17 protein-coding genes and 2 tRNA genes are annotated in these 23,140 nt (G+C 68.3%); 5 read left to right on the top strand and 14 right to left on the bottom strand.

What is annotated here, in order from left to right; all coding sequences use genetic code 11:
• Positions 1-146: 146 nt before the first annotated feature.
• The gene (locus tag AC1DIP_RS18150; protein ID WP_457948233.1) at positions 147-674 is read left to right on the top strand and encodes a SixA phosphatase family protein; all 528 of its coding nucleotides are present in this window, start codon (positions 147-149) and stop codon (positions 672-674) included.
• Here the strand turns inward: AC1DIP_RS18150 and AC1DIP_RS18145 are convergent.
• Positions 652-1,581, bottom strand: coding sequence for a LysR substrate-binding domain-containing protein (locus tag AC1DIP_RS18145; RefSeq protein ID WP_476209254.1), 930 nt, complete (start codon positions 1,579-1,581; stop codon positions 652-654). The genes AC1DIP_RS18150 and AC1DIP_RS18145 overlap by 23 nt on opposite strands.
• A 72-nt stretch (positions 1,582-1,653) precedes the next feature.
• Between AC1DIP_RS18145 and AC1DIP_RS18140 the strand changes: the two genes are divergently transcribed.
• Entirely contained in the window at positions 1,654-2,658 is a 1,005-nt protein-coding gene (locus tag AC1DIP_RS18140) for an EamA family transporter (RefSeq protein ID WP_477734581.1), read from the top strand.
• 559 nt (positions 2,659-3,217) lie between these two features.
• Here AC1DIP_RS18140 and AC1DIP_RS18135 read toward each other — a convergent pair.
• The 5 genes from AC1DIP_RS18135 to AC1DIP_RS18115 form a co-directional block, all read right to left on the bottom strand.
• Entirely contained in the window at positions 3,218-3,865 is a 648-nt protein-coding gene (locus AC1DIP_RS18135) for a TetR family transcriptional regulator (protein WP_476209257.1), read from the bottom strand.
• Positions 3,862-5,898 carry a YhgE/Pip family protein gene (locus AC1DIP_RS18130; protein ID WP_477734580.1) on the bottom strand — a complete coding sequence of 679 codons (2,037 nt, stop codon included), beginning with the start codon at positions 5,896-5,898 and terminating at the stop codon, positions 3,862-3,864. The genes AC1DIP_RS18135 and AC1DIP_RS18130 overlap by 4 nt, the downstream gene beginning before the upstream one ends.
• Positions 5,895-6,623 carry an ABC transporter ATP-binding protein gene (locus AC1DIP_RS18125; RefSeq protein WP_477734579.1) on the bottom strand — a complete coding sequence of 243 codons (729 nt, stop codon included), beginning with the start codon at positions 6,621-6,623 and terminating at the stop codon, positions 5,895-5,897. Before AC1DIP_RS18125 ends, AC1DIP_RS18130 begins: the two co-directional genes overlap by 4 nt.
• Before the next feature lie 67 nt (positions 6,624-6,690).
• Complete coding sequence (locus tag AC1DIP_RS18120) at positions 6,691-8,145, bottom strand: FAD-dependent oxidoreductase (RefSeq protein ID WP_476209262.1); 1,455 nt, start codon at positions 8,143-8,145, stop codon at positions 6,691-6,693.
• A gap of 76 nt (positions 8,146-8,221) precedes the next feature.
• Positions 8,222-8,298 (bottom strand) — tRNA-Arg (locus AC1DIP_RS18115).
• A gap of 276 nt (positions 8,299-8,574) precedes the next feature.
• Here AC1DIP_RS18115 and AC1DIP_RS18110 point away from each other — a divergent pair.
• On the top strand, positions 8,575-10,407 hold the full coding sequence (locus tag AC1DIP_RS18110; RefSeq protein ID WP_476209264.1) for a phosphoenolpyruvate carboxykinase (GTP): 1,833 nt from the start codon (positions 8,575-8,577) through the stop codon (positions 10,405-10,407).
• Between the two features lie 86 nt (positions 10,408-10,493).
• Here AC1DIP_RS18110 and AC1DIP_RS18105 read toward each other — a convergent pair whose 3' ends face one another.
• The 4 genes from AC1DIP_RS18105 to AC1DIP_RS18090 form a co-directional block, all read right to left on the bottom strand.
• A complete protein-coding gene (locus AC1DIP_RS18105) occupies positions 10,494-11,654 on the bottom strand; it encodes a globin domain-containing protein (protein ID WP_110545019.1) in 1,161 nt (386 codons plus the stop codon).
• A gap of 140 nt (positions 11,655-11,794) precedes the next feature.
• Positions 11,795-12,244, bottom strand: coding sequence for an Rrf2 family transcriptional regulator (locus AC1DIP_RS18100; protein WP_476209266.1), 450 nt, complete (start codon positions 12,242-12,244; stop codon positions 11,795-11,797).
• 15 nt (positions 12,245-12,259) lie between these two features.
• Positions 12,260-12,757, bottom strand: coding sequence for a hypothetical protein (locus AC1DIP_RS18095; RefSeq protein ID WP_476209267.1), 498 nt, complete (start codon positions 12,755-12,757; stop codon positions 12,260-12,262).
• Positions 12,758-12,763: 6 nt separating this feature from the next.
• Entirely contained in the window at positions 12,764-14,182 is a 1,419-nt protein-coding gene (locus tag AC1DIP_RS18090) for a phosphomannomutase/phosphoglucomutase (RefSeq protein ID WP_476209269.1), read from the bottom strand.
• A gap of 151 nt (positions 14,183-14,333) precedes the next feature.
• On the opposite strand from AC1DIP_RS18090, the gene AC1DIP_RS18085 reads away from it, so the two are divergent.
• Entirely contained in the window at positions 14,334-16,538 is a 2,205-nt protein-coding gene (locus AC1DIP_RS18085; protein ID WP_477734578.1) for a RecQ family ATP-dependent DNA helicase, read from the top strand.
• On the opposite strand, the gene AC1DIP_RS18080 is transcribed toward AC1DIP_RS18085, so the two are convergent.
• From AC1DIP_RS18080 to AC1DIP_RS18065, 4 genes are all read right to left on the bottom strand, one after another.
• Positions 16,462-17,943 (bottom strand): MFS transporter, encoded by a 1,482-nt coding sequence (locus AC1DIP_RS18080; protein WP_477734577.1) that lies wholly within the window; start codon positions 17,941-17,943, stop codon positions 16,462-16,464. The two genes, AC1DIP_RS18085 and AC1DIP_RS18080, sit on opposite strands and share 77 nt — an antisense overlap.
• A gap of 117 nt (positions 17,944-18,060) precedes the next feature.
• Positions 18,061-18,149, bottom strand: a tRNA-Ser gene (locus AC1DIP_RS18075).
• A gap of 106 nt (positions 18,150-18,255) precedes the next feature.
• Positions 18,256-18,780: an N-acetyltransferase family protein gene (locus tag AC1DIP_RS18070; protein ID WP_477734576.1), complete on the bottom strand. Its 525-nt coding sequence runs from the start codon at positions 18,778-18,780 to the stop codon at positions 18,256-18,258.
• 5 nt (positions 18,781-18,785) lie between these two features.
• Positions 18,786-21,044 carry a prolyl oligopeptidase family serine peptidase gene (locus AC1DIP_RS18065; protein ID WP_477734575.1) on the bottom strand — a complete coding sequence of 753 codons (2,259 nt, stop codon included), beginning with the start codon at positions 21,042-21,044 and terminating at the stop codon, positions 18,786-18,788.
• An 84-nt stretch (positions 21,045-21,128) separates the two neighbouring features.
• On the opposite strand from AC1DIP_RS18065, the gene AC1DIP_RS18060 reads away from it, so the two are divergent.
• Entirely contained in the window at positions 21,129-23,063 is a 1,935-nt protein-coding gene (locus tag AC1DIP_RS18060) for an FAD/NAD(P)-binding protein (RefSeq protein WP_477734574.1), read from the top strand.
• The last annotated feature ends 77 nt before the right edge of the window (positions 23,064-23,140 follow it).

Genomic DNA, 23,140 nt, shown 5'->3' with positions numbered 1-23,140 from the left:
GCATGCTTTTGAGCTCTGCTTGAGTGGTGAAGCCTAAGCCCCGGCCATGGATGTTCCCGGGCGAGGCTGAAAGCGTGCTCTCCGTGACGGTGTTTTCGCTGCCGGGTCCTGCTTCGCGTGCTTTTGGCTGGCGCTAGGCTTGGGCCATGAGTTCGCACCATGTTCGACGCCTTGTGATCATGCGCCATGCCAAGGCTGACTGGCCCGGCGGAGTGGCCGACCACGAGCGGCCTTTGGAGGAGCGCGGACACCGGGAGGCGCCGCTGGCCGGGCGCTGGCTGCTCAAGCACAACATCGTGCCGGACTTCATTTTGTGCTCGAGTGCCCTGCGTACCCGGCAAACGTGCACCTGGGTCTGCGCCGAACTCGGCGACAAGGCGCCCACGCCAAAACTCGAAGACGGCCTGTACGCGGCATCGGCCCTGCGGATGCTGGCGGTGGTCAACCATGTTCCGGACACCGTGACCACGCTGATGCTCATTGCGCACCTGCCCGGTGTGCAGGACCTGGCCATGCACCTGGCCTCACGGGATTCCGACCATGATGCCTACATGGACGCCGCCACCCGGTTCCCCACCAATGCGCTCACCGTCCTGGAGACAGAGAAGCCCTGGGCGGAACTGGATGGCCAGGACGCCCGGATTACCAGGTTCAAGGTTCCCCGGGCCCATTAGCGGCAACTCCGCTGCCGGCAATCTCGCGCAGCAGTGCCGCGACGTGCCTGATGCCCGGGCTGGCCGTCATGGTCCTGCGGTGGACAAGCCCCACCTGGCGGGCCTGGACCGGGTTCACCACCTGGACAGCCACCACATCCGGGGGGAGCGCCGGCCGGCCAAGGCGGGGTACCAGGGCAACAGCCACTCCCTGCTCCACCAAAGCGATATGCGTGGCGAAATCGGGGTCGTAGATCCCAATGTCCGGGACACGCCCCAGGTCGGCAAAGATCCGCAGGAGGGCCTCATTGCAGATGGCCCCGTCCGGTGTGCTGATCCAGCGCTCGTCCACCAGCTCCGCAGGTTCCACCACGGATTGTTTCGCGAGCGGGTGGCTGCGGTGCACCAGGACATCCGCCACGTCCTCGCAGAGCCATTCAAGCGCCAGGTGCTCCGGGATCACCAGCGGTACCGAGTTCCAGTTGTGCACCAGGCCCAGGTCCGCCTCGCCGTTGGCAACCCGCGCCACGGCTTCGCGCGGATCCTCCGCCAGCACGGAAATCTCGAGCCCAGCCTCCGACTGCCCGGTCCGCGCCAGCAGCGGGCCCACCAGCCCCCTGACGGCAGTGGAAAAGGAAACGACGCGGAGGCTGCCGCTGGGCCTGGCCGGATCCGCCAGCAGTGTTGACTCAAGTTCCTCGAGCTCGGCCAGGATGCGCCGGCCATAGGCGGCCAGGGCCAGCCCGCGCTCAGTCAGCAGGACCCCGCGGCCGCGGCGTTCCAGGACGGCGAACCCGCCCTCCTTCTCCAGTTTCTTCACCTGCTGGGATACGGCCGACGGGCTGAAGCCCATCGCCTCCGCGGCGGCAATAACGGTGCCGTGCTGCTCGATGGCGGCGAGGGCGCGCAGGGACCCGATGTCGATCATGAAGCAAAGGTACATGATTACGTGCTGAATCAGGCGCTGGTGCTTCATCCGGGCCTCTGCCAGAGTGGGAGGGTGAACCTGCGCGATTCCCTCCTTGCCGTCGTCGTTGCCCTGCTGTGGGGCCTGAACTTCGTGGCCATCGACATCGGGCTGCACGCGGGTGGCCAGGAGTTCCCGCCGCTGCTGTTCGTGGCCCTGCGCTTCGTCCTGGTGGTTGTCCCGTGGATCTTCTTTGTACGGAAGCCGGAGGTCTCCTGGAAAGCCATCATCGGGGTCGGGCTTTTCATGAGCGCGGGCCAGTTCGGCCTTCTCTACCTTGCCATGGCGCTGGGCATGCCCGCGGGCCTGGCATCGCTGGTCCTGCAGGCGCAGGTGCTGCTGACCGTCCTGCTCGCTGCGGCCTTCCTGGGAGAGCGGCCCAGCGGGCGCCAGTTGGCGGGGGTGGCGCTCGGCGTGGCCGGGCTCGCCGTCGTGGCCGCGGGACGCAGTGCCGTGGCACCGCTGCTCCCGCTGGTCATTGTCCTGGCCGCCGCGCTCTCCTGGGCGGCCGGGAACGTCATCGCCCGGAAAGCCAAAGCAGCCTCAGGCCTTGGGCTGGTGGTGTGGTCAGGCGCCGTGGTGCCGCTTCCGCTGGCAGCGCTTTCAGTGCTGGTGGACGGGCCCGGCACCGTCTGGCAGTCTCTGGCCAACCTTCAGGCGCCCACCATGCTCAGTGCCCTGTACACCGCTGTTTTCGCCTCGCTGGTGGGTTATGGCATCTGGAACCGGCTCCTGGCCGCCCACCCGTCGTCGGCGGTCGTTCCGTTCACCCTGCTCGTCCCCGTGGTGGGCATGAGCGCTGCGTGGCTGGTCCTCGCGGAGGTTCCCTCGCCGACGGAACTGGCAGGCGGAATGCTCCTCCTGGGCGGCGTGGCGACGGCGGCGCTCACCGGTCCAGCCAGGCAGCGTCAGCGGCGGGGGACGGAGCCGCTGCCGGACCTGGGCGCCGGCCTCGGCGCGGGGGGAGCGGACGACGGCGGACGCTTGGCCGGAGTGGACACCCCGCGGGCGGGGGACCGGGGTGCTGACGTCCGCTGAGCGGGTGATCCCTGGGCACCGGCTCCTGGGCCGCCCGTCCGGGATGCTGCAGCCCGGGGGCTGCGCGCCGTCGTCGCGCCGGTCCGCTGTGAGGTTCCGCGCCGGGAGGAAGGACGCTGTGCAGCCGGCCGTGATGCCGGCCTGCGGACCGTCGCCGTACGTCGCCTTCCCGGCCACAATGCGCCCAGGAAGAGGACTCCGAAGGTGGCCACCAAGGCGCAGGCGGCCCCAAAGAAGTAGTTGTCGGGATCATCCGTGGGCAGCGGGGTGCCCAAAAAGGAGGGCTGGCCGTCGAACGCCAGCTCCCAGGTGCTGAGGAACGCCAGGGAAAAGCCGAGGGCCAGGGCGGTACCGGCGCCGGCGGCCAGCAGCGCCGCGTGCCGCCGCCGGACCAGGAGCTCGGCGACTGCTGCCAGGTACGCCAGCCCCAGGACACCCGCAAACGCAACGAACACCGGCTCGGCGAGGGTCATCGCCGTGAGCACCAGCAGCCCCGCAGCAACGATGCCGCAGATCACCGCGAACTTTCCGCTCTTCCCCGTATGGCGCATGTGCTCCATCATCCCCGAGGAGCTGGCCCCTTCAGGACGTAGCCGCGCATGATCGCCATGATTGCTGCAACGCTTTGGTCACGGGTGCGCTCGGGGTTGTACGTCTGCCGGTCAAGGCCCACCACGAAGCATGCGCCAAAGATGGCCGTTTCCAGGCTGCCCCTGGACACGGAATCGTCCACGGGGTACGCCTCGGCCACCTTTTCCACAGCCTGGCCGATGACGTCCAGGAGTTCTCCGCGCAGCACGGAGAACGTGCCCTGCCATTCGCTGGGTATGCGCCAGTTTTCGCTGACCCAGAGGCGCGCGAAGGAGGGGTACTCCGCCATGAAGTCCATGGCCTGGCCGATCATCGCCTCCATGGCCAGCAGCGGGTCCCGCCCCGTGGTTCCGGCGTCGGCGGCCTCAAGCAGCCGCGCCTTGAGGATGTCCACGCCGTGCCGCAGGAGCTGCGCGATCAGTTCTGACTTGCTGCCGAAGTTGTAGTAGACGGTGCCCTTGGAAACCCCGGCCGCTGCCGCGATTTCATCCACGGTGACGCTGGCCGCCCCGCGCTCGCCGATCAGTTCCATGGAGGCGTCGAAGAGCTTCTGGCGGGTGGCGTTGGTCCGGGCGGGCCGCAGCCCCTTGCCGGCGGGCGTCAATTCAGTGGTCATACCGCGATCTCCGGCTTCAGGGTCTTGAGCGTCCAGTACTTGTTCTTCCGCACCGCAAGGGTGGACAAGGCCGCGCCCAGCAAAGTGTAGCCCAGCAGTCCCACGAAAGTGGGAGCAATCATGGACAGGTCCCCGCCGTAGATCAAATGCCGCATTCCGGTCACCACATACCCCATGGGCAGCACCTGGTGCACCACATGCAGCGGCTCCGGCGTGGTCTGCCACGGGAACGTGCCGCCGGAAGACACCAGCTGCAGGACCAGCAGGATGAGCACCACCAGCTTGCCGGGGGAGCCCAGCAGCGCCACGATGCCCTGGATGAGCGCGCTGAATGCCATGGCAGCGGCCAGCATCAGCAGCCACATCAGGACCGGATGGGAGGGATTGAGCCCCAGCGCGACGTCCGCCACCAGGGTCAACAGCGATGCCTGCACCACCGAGACCACGAAGAAGGGCAGCCAGCCGCCCAGGGCGATCTTCCACGACGGCGCATTCGATGCCAGCGCCCGCTGCGTGATGGGGCGCATGGCCTGGACCAGCATGAAGATTCCGATCCACATGGCCAGCGTGAGGAAGAACGGCGCCAGCCCGGCTCCGTAGGATCCGGCCTTGGCCTGCGAGACGTTGCTGACGGCCACAGGATCTGACATCACCTGGGACAGGTTGCTCTTCTGCGCGTCGTCAGGGTTGGGGACCTGCCCGGCCCCCTTGCCGATCTCGTCGGAAAGGGTACGGGAACCGGTGGCGGCCTGGCCGGCGCCGTCCGCCAGCTGGGCGGCCCCGGCGTCGACCTTCCGGGCTCCGTCGGCAAGGCCGGCAGTCCCGTCGACGGCGGACTGCTCACCGGCTGCCAGCGCTGCGGCACCCGTGTGCAGCTGGTCAGCCCCTGCCGAGGCCTGCGAGATGGCGTCCTTGAGTGCCGGCATTCCGGCCGCCAGCTGGGCGGCGCCGACGCTGACCGCTGCGGAGCCGTCGGCCAGCTGCTGGACCTGGGCCGCATCGGCCTGGACCTTGCCCTTGGCGGCCGCCACCGGGCTGGAGGTGCTGGCGGCGTCGAAATCCGCCAGAACTTTGTCCGCCTGCTCCTGGGTCAGGACGCCCGACGCGACCAGCCTGCCGTTGGATTCGACTACGCGGTTGCGCAGGCCCTGGTCCGCCGCCTCCAGCTGGGCGGCCATGTCCTGGACCTTGGCGTTGAGCTGGGCGTTTCCGGCGGCAACCTGGGCGGCGCCGGAAGCGAGGGTCTGGGTATCGGTGGGCAGCGTGGTGGTCTTGTCCTTGAGGACCGACAGGCCGCTGCTGAGCCGCCCGGCGCCGTCGGTCAGCTGGTTGGCGCCGTCGCGCAGCTTCAGCTGGCCGGTGTACAGCTGGTCCGCGCCGCTGCTCAGGGCTGAGGTCCCCTCGTGGAGGGTGACCGTACCGTCCCTGAGCGTAGCCACGCCGTCGGCGAGCTTTGACGCCCCGTCCGCCGCCTGGACCATCTTGGAGTGGATGGTGCCGAAGCCGGTGAGCAGCTGGTTGGCGGTTTCCTCGCCCACTTCCTTTGCCACCGTGGTGTGCACGGCAGTGGTCAGCTTGTCCACGATGGTGCTCAGGAGGTAGTTGTTGGCATCGTTCGTGGTCACGTTCAGCATGGCCTGGCTGGCCGAGTCGAAGCTGCCGGGGGAGACCAGGTTGGCAGAGAAGTCCTTGGGGATCTTCAGCGCGAACGCGTACTGGCCGCTGCTGACGCCGGCATCGGCTTCCGCGGAGCTTTCCACCGGGACCCAGTGGAAGACGTTGCCCTCCACCAGGCTGTCCGCCACCTTGGTCCCGGCTTCGAGCCGCGTGCCGTCGGCATTGGTGGCGCCGGAGTCCTCCACCACCAGGGCGGCATCCAGGTTGTTCAGGTGGCCGTAGGGGTCCCAGTTCGCGTACAGGTAGACCGCGCCGTAGAGCAGCGGGACCATGGTCAGCGCCAGGATGGTCAGCTTGGGCAGCAGCCCGCCGGTCATGCGCTTCAGTTCGGAGCGGGCCAGCCGCAGGACAGTCACTTGGCAACCTCGGTTTCGGGTTCGGTTTCCTGGTCTTCGGCGGCGGCCCCGGCCCCGGCCTCGGCGGAGTGCTTGCCGGCGGCGGTCCCCGGTTCGGGTTCGGGGGCCGCGTTGCCGATGGCGGCCACCGGTCCATCCCATGAGGAGGGGACGGCACTGACTGCCGCTACGACGGCGAGTGGCCGGCCGGCGTCGTACGCCAGCTCCCGGAGGCGTGGCAGCCACGTGAGGTCGTCGGCGCTGTGCCGGTCCGGTGAGTCAACCACCAGCAGGTCCGTGCGGGGATTGGCCAGGGCCAGTGCGCTGAGCAGTTCAAGCCGGCGCTCCGGGTCCAGCTGCTCCGTCCACAGACCGGCGATGTCCTCGAAGCGGTTGACCTTGAGCCACGGCCCGCTGAGCAACGCACCGCGGTACCGGCGGGGCACCAGGGCGAGGTCCTCGGTCACCAGGTCCCGCACGCTGAGGTGTTCCTCGGGTTCGTTGACGCCGGGGGAGTCCACCAGGGCCGCGGACAGCCGGAGCCGCTTGGCCCGGGCATTGCCGTCCCAGCTGAGCTGCCCGTCCGTTGCCTTCATCCGGCCGCTGAGCAGGAGGGACAACGCCGTGCGCTGGTCCTGCCGGTCTCCGGAGACGAGCAGCAGTTCGCCACGCGCCACCGTCACCGATGTGGGGGGAAGCAGCGGATCCCGGCGCCCTTTGGCCTGGAGCTGATGTGCAGAGAGCAACGATCGCCTTTCGCAGAAGAAGTCTGTATCAAGGCTAACCGAACTGACTGGTCAGTTCAAATAGAGCTTAGAGGCCGTACTTCTCCAAAAGTCGGAGCCATACCTCGCTGATGGTGGGGTAGGAGGGGACTGCATGCCAGAGCCGGTCCAGCGGCACCTCGCCCACCACGGCGACGGTTGCCGCGTGCAGCAGCTCGGCTACGTCGGGGCCGGCGAACGTTGCGCCAAGCAGGACCTTGCGGTCCTCGTCGACCACCAGCTGTGCCCACCCTTCGTAGTTCTCCGAGTGCAGGGAGGAGCCGGCAACCTCAATGGGCAGCTCCACGGACGAGGCGTTGTATCCGTCCTTCCTGGCCGCCTTCAGCGTGCGTCCCACGCTGGCCAGCTCGGGGTCCGTGAAGACGACGCTGGGCACCGCGTGCTGGTTGGCCGTCTGGGCGTAGCGCGTCCAGTCGCCGGGCGTTCCGTCCAGCGCGCCCTTTGCCCGCGCGGCAATGGCGTCGCCGGTGGCGCGCGCCTCGTACTTGCCCTGGTGGGTGAAGAGGTTCTTGCCGGCGGCGTCCCCCACTGCGTAGAGCCACTGTTCATTCCCGGGCGTCTCCCGGACCAGGCCCGAGGCATCGGTGGACAGGGACAGGTGGCCGGATTCATCAGCCTCGAAACCGACGCTTTCCAGGCCCAGGCCCTCCAGTGCCGGGTGGCGGCCGGTGGAGACCAGGACCTTCTCCGAGGTGACAGTGGTTCCGTCCCCAAGGTTTACGGTGAGGGTGCCGTCGTCGTTGGCGCTGATCCGGTCCGTGGCGGTGTGCAGCCGGAGTTCGACGCCGTCCGCCCTCAGTCCCGCAGCGACCAGCGCCGAGGCTTCGTCCGGGAAAGTGCCCAGCAATCCGCTGCGGGCCACCAGGGTGACGCTTGAACCAAGGCGGGCGAAAGCCTGGGCCAGTTCGGCGCCGGCAACTCCGCCGCCCAATACCGTCAGCCGCTCCGGGACCTCGCTGGCCGACGTTGCTTCACGCGTTCCCCATACCTGGACGTCCTCCAGGCCCTCGATGGGCGGCGTATTGGGAGTGGAGCCCGTGGCAAGAACCACGGCATGCCGCGCACGCAGCAAGTGCTGCGTGCCGTCCAGGCCGGCCACCTCGACGGCCTTGGGCCCGGTCAGCCAGGCATGGCCGCGCACCAATTCGATGCCCGTGTCCTTAACCCAGGAAACCTGGCTGTCATCCTGCCAGTTGGAGGTGAAGTAGTTGCGGCGCTCCAGGACGGCGGCGGCGTCCAGGGTGCGGGTGACCGCCTCCTTGGCCCCGGGGGTGGTCTGCGCCCCATGGAGCGCTGTACCGGGCCGAAGGAGTGCCTTCGATGGCATGCACGCCCAGTAAGAGCATTCCCCGCCCACCAGTTCCGCCTCGACGAGCACGGCCGTCAGGCCGCCCCGGACCACGCGGTCGGCCACGTTTTCCCCTACGGCGCCAGCGCCGATAACAACAACATCAAATTCGCGCCCAGCGGCCTCGGGATCCATGACCAAAGCCTAGCCGGGGACAGGTGTCCTGGCAGCACAAAAAAAGTCCGCACCGGCGAACCGGTGCGGACCTTGTTGGTGCGCCCAAAGGGATTCGAACCCCTGACCTTCTGTTCCGTAGACAGACGCTCTATCCAGCTGAGCTATGGGCGCATTCCGTGTCCCGGGAGGAGAACCGCTCTCCCCGAACCTCGAATTACTTTACGCGAGGCGAAGCCCGATGCCAAATCGAAGCGCCTGTAATCTGTGCGACTAGACCGGTCTAGGTGACCTTCATCACTTAATTGGCGTTTCTGCGGCAATAATTCCTTGATTTCCCGCGGAATTCAGATTTGGTGACCGGAGATGTCAGTCAAGCTCCCCAAAAACTCCACTGGTCCGGACCATAGCATTTAGGACACACCGATGAACCCGAGGAAGGGAACTGCAATGGGCGATCTGGCGCAGAAGCCGCTGCTTGAGAAAGCACCCACCACACATGCCGGCCTGCTGGCATGGGTCGAAGAGGTTGCTGAGCTTACGCAGCCGGACCGCATCTACTGGGTCGACGGCTCCGAAGAGGAAAACACCCGCCTCACGGACGAGCTCGTTGCTGCCGGCACCCTGACCAGGCTCAACCCAGACCTGTTCCCGAACTCCTTCGCGGCGTTCTCGGATCCCGCTGATGTTGCCCGCGTCGAGGAGCAGACCTTCATCTGCTCCGAGAACAAGCGCGACGCCGGCTTCACCAACAACTGGATGGAACCGCGGGAGATGAAGGACAAGCTGCGCGGCCTGTTCGCCGGCTCCATGCGCGGACGCACCATGTACGTCATCCCGTTCGTCATGGGCCACCTCGACGCCGAGGACCCCAAGTTCGGCGTCGAAATCACCGACAGCGCCTACGTTGTTGCCTCCATGCGCATCATGGCCAACATCGGTACCGCGGTGCTGGACAAGATCACCGAGACCAACGCCTTCTTCGTGCCTGCGCTGCACTCACTCGGCGCCCCCCTGGAGCCCGGCCAGGACGACGTCCCGTGGCCCTGCAACCCGGACAAGTGGATCGTCCACTTCCCCGAAGAGCGCTCCATCTGGTCCTTCGGCTCCGGCTACGGCGGCAACGCCCTGCTGGGCAAGAAGTGCTACGCGCTGCGCATCGCCTCGGTGATGGCCCGCGACGAGGGCTGGCTGGCCGAGCACATGCTCATCCTCAAGCTGACCTCGCCGGAAAAGAAGAACTACTACGTTTCCGCCGCCTTCCCCTCCGCCTGCGGCAAGACCAACCTTGCGCTGCTGGATCCCACCATCGAAGGCTGGAAAGTGGAGACCCTGGGCGATGACATCACCTGGATGCGGATCGGCAAGGAAGGCGAACTCCGCGCCACCAACCCGGAAGCAGGCCTCTTCGGCGTCGCCCCCGGCACTGGCTGGGGCACCAACCCCAACGCCATGCGCGCCATCGCCAAGGGCCACAGCATCTTCACCAACGTGGCATTGACCGACGACGGCGGCGTCTGGTGGGAGGGCATGACGGACGAGGTTCCGGCGCACCTGACCGACTGGGAAGGCAACTCCTGGACGCCGGACTCGGACAAGCCCGCTGCGCACCCGAACTCCCGGTTCTGCACCCCGATCTCGCAGGTGGACATGCTGGCTGAGGAGTACTACAGCCCCGAAGGCGTGGAGCTCTCAGCCATCCTCTTCGGCGGACGCCGCAAGACCACCGTTCCGCTGGTCACCCAGGCCCGCAGCTGGACCAACGGCATCTTCATGGGCTCCACCCTTTCCTCCGAGACCACGGCCGCGGCCGCCGGCCAGGTGGGCGTGCTCCGCCGCGATCCCATGGCCATGCTGCCGTTCATCGGCTACGACGCCGGCGACTACCTGAAGCACTGGATCAGCGTCTCCGGCAAGGCCAACCCGGAACGCCTGCCCCACATCTTCCTGGTGAACTGGTTCCGCCGCACCGCTGACGGCGGCTTCGCCTGGCCCGGCTTCGGCGACAACGCCCGCGTCCTCAAGTGGGCCATCGAGCGCATCGAGGGCAAGGCCGACGCCGTCGAGACCCCCATCGGATACGTCCCCGCCGGGCACGCACTGGATGTCACCGGCCTGGACCTGACCCACGCCCACGTTGAAGACGCTGTCCGCGTCGACCGCGAAGAGTGGGATGCGGAGCTCGCCTCCATCGAGGAGTGGTACGCCAAGTTCGGCGACTCCCTGCCGGATGCCCTGCGCGCCGAGCTCGATTCCCTGAAGGCCCGGATGGCCAAGCACTAGCAGCCGCCCCACCTTCCATACGACGACGGCCCCGCACCTTTTCCGAAAGGTGCGGGGCCGTCGTCGTTCCCGAAGGGCGCCGGAAATCAGCTGGCGAGCCAGATGTCCGGTCCGAAGACCTCGTAGTGGATCCGGGTCGCGGGGATGCCGGCGTTGATAGCCTCGTTCCGGATGTTCTTCATGAACGGCAGCGGGCCGCAGAGGTACAGCGAAGCATCGGCGGGGAGGTCCACCTCGCGCAGGGACATGAAGCCTTCCTTGGCGCCGCTGACCGGCTTCTCCAGCCAGAGCTGCAGTTCGGCGCCGTCCAGGCGTTCGACGTCGTCCGTCATCTGGCTGCGCAGGGCCCAGCTGTCCAGGGTGCTTTCGGCATGGAGCACCAGGACCTGGCGGTCGGAGCCGGACTCGGCAAGGGAGCGCAGGATGGAGGCGGTGGGGGTGCAACCGATGCCTGCGGACGCGAGCACCACGGGGCCATCGCCCTCCTTGAGGGTGATCTCGCCGTAAGGGTTGGAAATTTCGACGACGTCGCCCACCTGCACGGTGTTGTGCAGCACGGGGGAGACCTCGCCGCCGTCGTCCAGCTTGGTGGTAAAGGTACGGCTGGTGCCCGCGTCGCCGGAGAGGGAGTACTGGCGCACCTGGCGCAGGCCGTCCGCAACGGCCACCTTGACGCTGACGTACTGGCCCGGAAGGGCAGGGGTGACGGGGGTGTCGTCCGCGGGCTCCAGGGTGAAGGTCATGGACCCGGTTCCCGCCGGCGTCTTGGCCGCAACCCGCCAGGGCGTCCACATTTTGTCATTGGCCTGGGCGGCGTAGAGCCCCTTCTCAAGCTTGATCAGGGCGTCTGCCATGAGCCAGTACACCTCGGTCCAGGCTTCGGCGATCTCAGGGGTGATGACCTCGGCGAGGTCCTCGGCGATGGCCGCGAAGAGGTGTTCGTAGACCACTTTGTACTGCGGCTCGGTGATGCCGAGGGAAGCGTGCCGGTGGGCGATGCGGGAGAGGACGGTTTCCGGCAGGGTGCCGGGGTTGTTCACCAGGTGGGTGGCGAAGGCGGCGATGCTGCCGGCGAGGGCCTGCTGCTGGTTGCCGGAGCGCTGGTTGGAGCGGCTGAACAAGCCATCCATCAGTTCGGGGTGCGCCGCGAAAAGTCGGGCATAGAAGTTGGGGGTGATGGATCCGATCCGGGAGCCGACCAGCGGCAGGGTGGCCTCAATGACGGGGCGGGACTTGTCCGAGAGCATCTGTACTCCTGAGGTTATGGCCGGGGCCTTCGTCCGGCCGGATGAAAACTCATATTTGAAATGCGAGTATTTCTGCCTCAGTTCTACACCTTGTAGAAGTTTGAAATCAAACTGATAGCCGGCGTCCGGATAGGCGCTGCCTAAAGCCCGGGCCGGAGGCCAATCATCTGGAAAACCGGAGCCATTTGCCGGGCCTGGGGGAGTTCCCCGATCACCACCGAATCAAGCTCGGCGTAAAAAGCTTCCCGGGCACGGGCCAGGGCGCCGCGAAGCCTGCATTCATTGATCAGGGGGCAGTTCCCGCCCGGGGACACGCAGTCCGCGGGATCGGTGCGGGTATCAAGCTGCCGCAGGATCTGCCCCACGGTGGCGATGCGGCCGGCATGGCTGAGCCGTGATCCGCCGGACCGGCCCCGGACCACTTCGATCAGGCCCATGCTCCGCAGCCTGGCCATGGCCTTGCTGACGTGGTTGTAGGGCGTCCCCACCGAGTCGGCGATGCTCTGGGTGGTGAGCAGCGTGCCGTCGGGAACGGCTGCGAGCACCATGAGGGCGCGCAGGCTGACGTCGGCGAAGGCATTGATCTTCATTGCTGCGGGTCCGGTCTAGTCCACCCAGATCGTGGGCTCGCTGGCATCCGCGCCGAGCTCGCTGAATTCCCAGGTCTGGGTGGTTGCGTTGGCGGCGTAGGGCAGCACGGCTGCGAAGAGGGAACCGTCCCGGTGCTCGGCGGCCACGTGGATGGCGTCCGTGTCCTCCTCCACCAGCATGATGTCGCAGACCACCGCGGCGGCGCGGAAATCGTCGCGGTTCTGGCGGAGGAGGGCCTGCAGGTCGCGGATCATGGCGTCGGCGTCGAACTCCCCGTCACTGTCCTCTCCTCCATCCGCCGGGGACACGGCAACCAGCCGCACCTCGCCGTCGTTCTGGACGGTCAGTGCGAAGGGCAGGAAACCGCCGTTGCGCTGGAGCTGCTCCTGGGCCGCGCTGACGCCCGTGCCCAGGAGGTTCTCGAGGTCTGTTGCCGTGGCTTCGGAGACGGAATCACGCCAGCTCTCCTGCCCGCTGTGCCCCTCCGCTGCCGGCCCGGTTTGGTGCGTCATCCGGCGCTAGGCCCGCACCAGGGCCAGGACGCGGTCGCGGACGCGTTCCATGGTGGCCCGGTCCGTGGCCTCGGCGTTGAGCCGCAGGAACGGTTCGGTGTTGGACGGGCGAAGGTTGAACCAGTAGCTGCCGTCATTGGCCGTGAAGGTGCTGCCGTCCAGGTTGTCGATGGTGAGGTCCTCGTCCGCGAACGCCTGCCGCACGCGCTCCACGGCTGCGGGCTTGTCCGCCACCTCCGAGTTGATCTCGCCCGAGCTGACATAGGGCTCGTATTCGCGGGCCAGGTCGGAGAGCGGGCCGTCCTGTTCACCCAGGGCCGCCAGGACGTGCATGGCGGCCAGCATGCCGGTGTCAGCGTTCCAGAAGTCGCGGAAGTAGAAGTGCGCGGAGTGTTCGCCGCCGAACACGGCGCCTTCCTTGGCCATGACTGCCTTGATGAAGGAGTGGCCCACGCGCGTGCGGACAGCGCGGCCGCCGTCGTGCTCCACCAGTTCGGCGACGGCGCGGGAGGTGAGCAGGTTGTGGATGATGGTGGGCTTTTCCTCGCCCTGGGCCTTGGCGCGCGCAATCTCGCGGCGCGCCACCATCCCGGTAATGGCCGACGGCGACACGGCCTCGCCCTTTTCGTCGATGACGAAGCAGCGGTCGGCATCGCCGTCGAAGGCCAGCCCGATGTCCGCGCCGTGCTCGATCACTGCGGCCTGCAGGTCGCGGAGGTTTTCCGGCTCCAGCGGGTTTGCCGGGTGGTTGGGGAACGAACCGTCCAGTTCGAAGTACAGCGGAACGATGTCGAACGGCAGTTTGGGCAGCAGCGCGTCACCCAGCACGGCAGGGGTGGTCAGGCCGGCCATGCCGTTGCCGGCGTCCACCACCACCTTAAGCGGGCGCGAACCCGAGAGGTCAACGAGCTTGCGGAGGTACTCGGAGTAGTCCTTCAGGACGTCGCGGACGCTGATCAGGCCCTTGGTGCCGGCAGCGGGAATGGACCTGGAGTTGAGGTACTGCTCCGCCAGGGCCTGGATGTCCTTCAGCCCGGTCTCGGAGGAGATGGGCACGGCGCCTGCCTTGGCCATCTTGATGCCGTTGTATTCGGCGGGGTTGTGGCTGGCGGTGAAGGTGGCGCCGGCGCGGTCAAGGAAACCGCAGGCGAAGTACAGCTCATCGGTGGAGATCAGGTCCAGCAGCTCCACGTTGGCGCCGCGGGCAGCCGCTCCGTTGGCGAACGCCTTGGTGAACTCCGGGGACGACGGGCGCATGTCCCCGCCCACCACGATGGTCTGGCCCTCCAGCTGCAGGACATCCACGAACGCGGCCCCCACGGCTTCGACGATTTCGGCGGTGATCGACTCGCCGACGATCCCACGGACGTCGTAGGCCTTGAAGGATGCCGAGAGATCAAATGTCGTTGTCTGTTCGCTAGTCACGGGCTTTATCTTACGTGTGCGGCGCAGGGGGCCGGCGGGTTCCGGGAGAACTTGCGTCACAGGGCCGGCCTTTCAATGTGCGTTGTGGCGCTTTCCACATAGCGGCGGGAGGGTTTAGGGGGCTGTCGGAGGGTGCTGGGATACTGAATCAATGGCCAATAACCAGTTCGCTTCCCCAGTTTCCGCTACCGCAGTTGAAGATACGGCCGGCCCCGGTACGCCGGGGACCGCCACGCACGCCGAAGCGCTGGAGGTCCTCCGCGGTCTGGTCGGGCACCCGGACGCGGTCTTCCACGACGGGCAGTTCGAAGCCATCGAGGCCTTGGTCGACGGCGGGCGGCGGGCCCTGGTGGTCCAGCGCACCGGCTGGGGGAAGTCTGCCGTGTACTTCGTGGCCTCGCTGCTGCTGCGCCGCCGGGGAGCCGGGCCCACGCTCATCGTCTCGCCCCTGCTGGCCCTGATGCGCGACCAGGTGGCGGCCGCGGCCCGGGCCGGGGTCCGCGCCGTCGCCATCAACTCCGCCAACCAGCTGGAGTGGGACGCCGTGCGCGGTCAGCTCGCTGCCGACGAAGTGGATGTCCTCCTGGTTTCGCCGGAGCGGCTTACCAACCCCGCGTTCAGGGAGACCCAGTTGCCCGAGCTCCTCCGCCGGACCGGGCTGCTGGTCATCGACGAAGCCCACTGCATTTCCGACTGGGGCCACGACTTCCGCCCCGACTACCGCCGGATCGCCGACCTCATCAACCGCCTCCCGGACACGGTTCCGGTCCTGGCCACAACGGCCACGGCCAACTCACGGGTGGTGCATGACATCGAGGAGCAACTCGGTGCGGGCGTGCTGACCATCCGAGGCTCCCTCGGCAGGGACTCGCTGCGGCTGGGCGTCCTGTCGCTGCCCAATTCCAAGGAGCGGCTGGGATGGCTGCTGACCCACCTGGCAAACCTTCCCGGCAGCGGCATCATCTACACCCTGACCGTTTCCGCGGCCGAGGACACCGCCCGGCTCCTGTCCGAGGCGGGACACAACGTGCTGGCCTATACCGGGCGGACCGATCCGGCGGACCGGGAGCGGGCAGAGCAGCTCCTCAAGGACAACCAGGTCAAGGCGCTGGTGGCCACCTCCGCGCTCGGAATGGGCTTCGACAAGCCCGATCTTGGCTTCGTCGTCCACCTCGGCGCGCCGTCGTCGCCGGTGGCGTACTACCAGCAGGTGGGCCGCGCCGGCCGCGGCGCGGCGAACGCCGACGTCCTGCTGCTGCCCGGATCCGAGGACCGGGAGATCTGGCAGTATTTCGCCACGGCGTCCATGCCGTCCGAGGAGAAGGCGGCCGCGGTGCTGACGGCGTTGGCCGAGGCAGGAACGGCACTGTCAACGGTGGCGCTTGAAGCCCGGGTGGACCTTCGCCGCACTCCGCTTGAGCTGCTGCTGAAGGTCCTGTCCGTGGACGGGGCGGTGGAGCGGGTCGGCGGCGGCTGGCGCTCCACGGGCCAGCCCTGGGTTTACGACGGCGAGCGCTACAGCCGCATTGCGGAGGCCCGGGTGGACGAGCAGGACTCCATGGTCATCTACCAGGACACGGCCGGTTGCCGGATGGAGTACATCACGTCGGTCCTGGACGACGAGACAGCCCGCCCCTGCGGCCGGTGCGACAACTGCGCCGGCCAGTGGTTCCCTGCGGATGTGGCCGCCGACGCCACGGCGGCGGCCAACCAGACCCTCAGCAGGGCGGGCGGCGTCCTGGAGCCGCGTCTTCAGTGGCCAAGCGGCATGGACCGTCTCGGGGTGCCGGTGAAGGGGAAACTAAAACCGGCTGAGGGCCTCTCGGAGGGGCGCGTCCTGGCCCGGCTGACAGACCTCGGCTGGGGCGGTGCCCTGCGGGAACTGTTCGCCGCCGGCGCGGAGGACCGGCCGGTGGACCCGGGCATGCTAAAGGCCTGCGTCCAGGTGTTGCGCGAGTGGGGGACCGGCGATGGCCGGAACCCGGGGTGGAGCGGGGTGGGCAGGCCGGCCGCGATCGTGGGCGTGCCGTCCCGCGGCAAGCCCCAGCTCGTGGGCTCGCTGGCCCGGGGAATCTCGGAAATCGGGCGCATCCCCTACCTTGGTGAGCTGCAGCTGGCCCACGGCGGGCCCACTGGCGGCCGCGGCGGCAACAGCGCCTACCGGCTGGCGGGGGTATGGGACCGGCTGGTGGTGGGCCCCGAGCTCGAAGCTGCCCTGCAGGCCGTCCAAGGCCAGCCGGTGATGCTGATCGACGACCTCACGGACAGCCGGTGGACCCTCACCGTCGCGGGGCGCGCCCTTCGGCTGGCCGGGGCGGGAGCGGTGCTGCCCCTGGTCCTGGCCCAGGCCGGCTGACTGCTGCCCCGGCGTGCCGGGGGAGCAGGATGCTGTCCACGGTGCTTGCCAGCATCAGGACTGCCATCGCCAGGAACGCGCCGCGGAAAGGGCCGGCCGGATCCTGGGCCGCGGCGCCCAGTCCGTCAAAGGTCCGGATCAGCAGGGCTGCGATCGCAATGCCGGAACCTGTGCCAAGCTGCACCAGCGTGGCGGAAACGGTGTTGGCGGAGGTCAGCTGGGCCGGGGGAATGTCCGCGTACTGGACCGAGGCGTAGGCCGAAAACCCGATGGAGCGGAAGGCGCCGCTGCACACCAGCAGGGGGGCCATCAGAGCCACGGGCGTCTCTGGCGTCATCAGGGCGCAGAGGGCGAAGCTCACGGCTGAGGCCAAGGAGGCGAACACCAGCATCGCCTTGAAGCCGAACTTCCGGATCAACGGAGTGGTGGCCGGCTTGATCCCGATATTCCCGACGAAGACCGCTGCGACGAGGGCGCCGGCGTGCAGCGGCGACCAGCCGAAGCCGGCCTGGAACATCAGCGGCAACAGGAACGGCACCGAACTGATGGTGACCCGGTAGACGAAGCCTCCCGTGGCCATCGCCCGGAACGTCCGGGTGCGGAAGACCTGCAGGTTGAAGAGCGGATGGGGAGCCCTGCGCATCCACAGGACGGCCCCAATCAGTGCCGCGGCTCCAGCCGCGGCACTGATTCCGGCCCAGGGAAGTCCCGGGTGGCTGCTGGCGAGCTCCAGGCCGGTCACCAGGGCACCGACGCCAACCGTTGTCAGGAGCATTCCCGGCCAGTCCAGCCGCCGGCCGGGATCGCCCGGTACCGTCGGAACCAGCCGAAGCGATGCCGCGAAGGCGGCCACGCCAAGCGGCAGGTTCACCAGGAAAATCCAGTGCCACGACAGGTAGGTGGTGAGCGCGCCGCCCACCAGCGGCGCGAGGACCGGAGCCAGGAGCCCGGGCCAAACCAGGAAAGCGGTGGCGCGCAGCAGCTCCGACTTCGGTGTGCCACGCAGCACCACCAGCGTTCCAACCGGGACCATCATGGCGCCCCCGGCACCCTGGGCAATGCGGCTCAGGGTCAGTGTGGCCAGGTCCTGGCTGAGTGCACAGGCCAGGGACGAGAGCGTGAACACCGCGATGGCTGTACAGAAGATCCGCCGGGCCCCAAAGCGTTCCGCGAGCCAGCCGCTGAGGGGAATGCCGATGGCCACCGTCAGCAGGTAGGCGGTCATGGTGATGTTGACGTCGGCGGCGGGGACGGCAAAGTCAGCTGAAATACTGGGAATGGCAGTGGTGAGCACCGTGCCGTCCAGGAATTCCATGAAGAACGCTGCCGCTACCAGGAGGGCGAGGCGCGGATTCCATCCCGTCCGGGCGCCGTCCTGGTGGTCTGGGTTGCTGGGTGCCGCCATGGGCCAATCCTCCCACCGCGGCGGCGCTGGGCGCCTGCGGTGTCCGTTGGCCGGACAGCGCGTTCCAGAAGCCACCGGCAACGCAAAAGGCCCCGGTCCAAGGACCGGGGCCAAACGCGGAGACGGGGGGATTTGAACCCCCGGTCGAGTTTAACCCCGACCCTTCATTAGCAGTGAAGTCCATTCGGCCGCTCTGGCACGTCTCCAGTTGCTATTACTAGCCCACCAAGGATACGCAGATCCGGCCATGCAGTGCAAAACGGTGCCGCGACGGGCTCCAGCCCGGGGAAGAGGGAAGGGGCGGGGCGGCGGTCAGTGCTGTGACGGGCGGACCATCCGGATCTCGGGCAGGTCCTCCCAGTCCGTCAGGACGTCCCTGGCACCGTCGGGTTCGAAGCCGAAATGGCGGTAGAACCCGATGGCCCGGCTGTTGCCGGCCGCGACCCAGAGGCTCGCCGCCCGGGAACCGATGGCCGCCTCCAGCAAAAGGGCGCCCAGCCCGCGGCCCTGGTGCGAGGCCAGCAGGTACAGCCCCCACAGCTCCAGGTCTCCGGAGGCCGGCGGCGGGTGCCCTTCCGGGGAACCGGGGGCAGGCAGCCGGCGGGAACCGGCAAACCCCACCACCGTGCCTCCGTCGCACGCCACCCACGCCTCGGCCGGGTCCGGGCGGTCCAGCAAATGCTGCCAGAGCCGCTGCCGGCCGGCCGGGTCCACGGCAGCGATGAAGGCATCGGACAGCATGCCCCGGTAGGTCTCCTGCCAGCAGCGGACGTGCACCCGGGCCAGTTGCTCGATGTCCGCGGCAGTGGCCCGCCGCACGGCCAACCCGGGTGCCATGGCGGTCAGCCCGCCAGCGCTTTCCACAGGAAGTGCTGGCTGCGCGCCTGCAGTGCAGCGGCCTGCCGGTTGTCGGAGGCGCCGGTGTGGCCACCTTCCAGGGCTTCGTGGAACCACACGTTGGGGATGCCCATGGCCAGCATCCGGGCTGCCATCTTCCTCGCCTGGACGGGGCCGACCCGGTCATCCGAGGTTGCCGTCCAGATGAACGTCTCCGGATACTCCACCGCGTCCCTGAGCAGGTGGTAGGGCGAGAAGGTCCTGATGTACTCCCACTGTTCGGGAACGTCCGGGTCCCCGTACTCGGCAATCCACGAGTGCCCGGCGGAGAGCTTGGTGTAGCGGCGCATGTCCAGCAGGGGCACCCCGCAGGAGACGGCCCGGAACAGTTCCGGGTACCGGGTGAGCATGTTCCCCACCAGGAGGCCGCCGTTGGAGCCGCCCACGCAGCCCAGCCGCCGCGGCGAGGTGACCCCGCGCGAGATCAGGTCGCGGGCCACGGCTGCGAAGTCCTGGTAGGCGCGGTGCCGGTTTTCCTTCAGCGCGGCCCGGTGCCAGGCCGGGCCGTACTCGCCGCCGCCGCGGATGTTCGCCACCACGTACACTCCGCCCCGCGAGTGGGGGGCCTTCCCGTCGCCTCCGTCCGAGAGCGTGGTGCGCCGCTCCAGCCATGCCCTGCCCACGGTGCCGCTGTATGCGGGCGTCCGCGAAACCTCAAACCCGCCGTAGCCGGACAACTGGGTGGGGTTCTGCCCGTCCAAAGCCAGGCCACGCGGAGCTACCTGGAAGTACGGAACGCGGGTGCCGTCGTCGGACACGGCGAAATGCTGCTCCACCTCATAGTCACCGTCGGCAAAGAACGACGGCGAGGTCTTGACCACAGCGTGCCGGCTCACCACGCCGGACGTCCCGGCGCTCCCGGATTCCGCGTTGCCGCGCTCCAGGGTGCCGCGCATCAGGGTGGTGGGAGTGGTGAAGCCGGTAGCGATGAGCCAGAAGTCATCACCGGCCCCGCCGTCGGCTGGTGCCTCGTCCTCGTCGTCCACGGCGTAGGCGTTAACGTCATGCAGCGGCGGGCAGGCGTCCAGGAGGGTGGCCGCCCACCCGCCGTCCCGGTTCCCGGAGGGCCTGGACGGGTCCAGCACCCGGATTTCGGAGGAGACGTCCTTGAGCAGGTTGAGCAGGAGGAAGTTCCCGGTCCAGCTCCAGGACTGCAGGGAGGTGTGGGCATCGGGGGTGAACAGGACGGTGAGGTCCCGGCGGCCGGCGAGGTAGTCCTCGAAGTTGGCGGCGAGCAGCGCGCCGGAAGGGTAGGTGGTGCCGTCCATGGCCCAGTCCTGCTGCGGGCGGAAGAGCAGCCAGTCCCGGTGGGCGCTGACGTTAACGTCGGTGGGCACGTCGATCTGCACCCAGCTTCCGTCCCGCTGCACGAAGTTGGTGCGGTTGAAGAAGTCGATGTAGTCCACGGCGAAGGTCCGTTCGAAGCCGGGCGTGGAGTCATGGGCGGCCATGGCCATCATGTGGTCTTCGGGCACCTCGAAGAGGCGTGGGGCCGCTGCCAGGGACTCCCCGCGCTTGAGCGTCACTGCCGTCCGGGCGTAGGAGGATGCTGTCTTGGGCAGCCCGTCAGCGGTGGAGGCAACCAGCAGGGTGCCGCCGTCGAGCCAGGACACGTTGCCTTTCGCCGTCGGGAGGTCAAATCCGCCACGGGCGGGGTCCACGAAGCCCCGCGCCTCGACGTCGAACTCGCGGTACCGGTTGGCGTCGCCACCGTCGGGGGAGAGGGCAAGCAGCGCCAGGCGGTAGGGCTCCCCGGCCGCGGGCCGCAGGAACGTGGCGCCGTGGAACACCCACTCTTCGCCTTCGGCACGGGACAGCTCGTCAACATCCAGCAGGACATCCCACTCCGGGGAGTCGGTGCAGTAGCTCTCCCAGGTGGTCCGCCGCCACAGGCCTTTGGGGTTCTCCTGGTCGCGCCAGAAGTTGTAGTACCAGTCTCCGCGCTTGCCCACCATGGCGATACGGTCCGTGGAATCCAGGACCTCCAGGATGCCGGCCTCCAGTTCCGGGTAGCCGTCGCCCTCCAGCAGGTCCTCGGTTCGGGAGTTTTGCTCCTTGACCCAGGCCAGCTGCTCCTCGCCGTAGATGTCCTCCAGCCACACATTCTCGTCGACGGGTTCCGGCGCGGTTTCGCGGGAGTTGGTGCCGGTGGTGTCCCGGCCGGGGCCGGGAACGGACGCTTGATCAGCTGCTGTGGTGGTCATGCGCCCCATCCAAACAACATCCCCCATGGCTGGCAAGTCAAGCGTCCGGCGCACGCTCCGCTTCCAGCCCGTACGCTGGATGGCGTGGAAATATCGCAGAGCAACCGGGCCGTCATCATCGGTGGCGGCCCCCGCGGCACCAGCGTGCTGGAGCGGCTGCTCGCCCACACCGCCACCGCAGGCAACCCGAAAGCGCCCCTGCACATCGACGTCGTGGATCCCTATCCGGCAGGCCCGGGACATGTGTGGCAGCCCGGTCAATCGCGGCTGTTCCTCATGAATACCCAGTCGTTCTATCCCACCCTGGTCCCCGAGGATCCGGCCCTTCCCGCCCCTGTTGCCGGCACCACCTTCGACCAGTGGCGGGCCATCCAGCAGCGGGACCCCCTGCCGTCCCTCACCGCGGAGGAACGGGCGGAGCTGGCAGTGCTGGGATCGAATGATTTCCCCAGCCGTGCCATCTACGGCCGCTACCTCCGCTGCACCGTGGAAGAGCTGCTCGGCAAGGCATCCGACGGCGTCACGGTGGAATTCCACGAAACGGCGGCAACATCGGTGCGTCCCGCGGGGGACGGAACGTTCGACGTCGGCCTGGCCAACGGTGCCGCCATCCGCGCCAATTCCGTGGTGCTGGCACTGGGGCACATCCCCTCCCGGCTGAACCCGGAACAGCGCGAGCTCCAGGCCGCCGCCGGGCAACTGGGCCTGCAGTACTTTCCTCCGGCCGTTCCCGCGGACGTGGACTGGTCCCGGATCCCTGCCGGGGAACCGGTCCTGGTCCGCGGCATGGGCCTGAACTTCTTCGACACCATGGGCCAGCTCACCGAGGGACGCGGCGGCAAGTTCGTGCCCAACGGCACCGGCCTGGTGTATGAACCGTCCGGCCAGGAACCCCGGATCATTGCGGCCTCGCGGCGCGGAACCCCGTACCGTGCCAAGGCGGCGCTGGACGGCTACTACGCCTCCTCCATCACGCTCCGGTACCTCACCGAGGCCGCCATCGGGCGGCTGGAGAAGGCCGGGATCCGCCCGTCGTTCGACCATGACCTGTGGCCGCTCCTGCACCGGGACGCCCTGTGGGCCTACTACTCAACGCTGGTGCGCTCGCAGCCCGGCGCGGTGCCCGATCCGCCCGCCTTCCTCGCGGCCCTGGAGGAAGCGCTGCAGCCGCACGCGCACAGCGCCGCGAACTGGGAGGACAGTGTTGAGAGCGTCCTGGCGGTCCACGTCGGTCCCCGCCACCGCCTCGACCTGCCGGGGCTCGCGGCTCCGCTGGCAGGGCGTTCCTTCGAGTCCCGCAGCGCGCATGACGCCGCCGTCGTGGAGTTCCTGCTTGACGATGCGCGCCGGTCCGCCCTGGGCGAGGACGATCCGGTCAAGATGGCCATCGGCGCGCTGCACCACGGGCGCGCCGTCCTCAAGACGGCGGTGGCCGACGGCGGCATCACCGATGCGTCGTGGGTCGCCGGCCTGCGGGGTTGGTTTGAATCGTTTGTGGAGGGCCTGGCGAGCGGACCGCCCGCACTGCGGTCCGAGCAGCTCGCGGCCCTGGCACGGTCCGGGGTGGTCAGCTTCGTGGGGCCGGACCCGAAATTCGGCGTGGACCGGAAATCGGCGCTATTCACCGCTTCTTCGCCGTGGGTGGCGGGGGCGCCGGCCACGGCCCGGACCATGGTGGAAGCGCTGGCCCCCGGCAACCGGGTCTCGGCCAACGATTCACCGCTCCTGGCCCAACTGCTGGCCGACGGGCTGGTGCGGCCCAAGCTCATGATGACTGCCGAGGGTGCCCCCATCGAGTCCACCGGCCTGGACGTGGAGCCGCATCCGTACCGCCCGGTGGCGGCCAACGGGTCGGTCACCGACGGCCTCTTCGTGCTGGGGCTGCAGTTGTCCTCGGCCCAGTGGGGCACCGCCATCGCCGCAGAGGCTGTCCAGCCCGGCGGGCCAGCGTACCGCAGCGGCCAGCGCACGCTCCGCGACGCGGACGAGATTGCCGCCGCCATCCTCCGCAGGGCGTAACCCCAGGCCTTAAATGGCGATGCGCCATCACTTATGGTCGCTGAACCGGCGGAACAGGGACCACAGGTGATGGCGCA

It is taken from the genome of Pseudarthrobacter sp. 05T312 (genome assembly GCF_056396685.1).
Note: the sequence above shows the minus strand (reverse complement) of the source record. Positions and strands in the feature narration are given on the sequence as shown.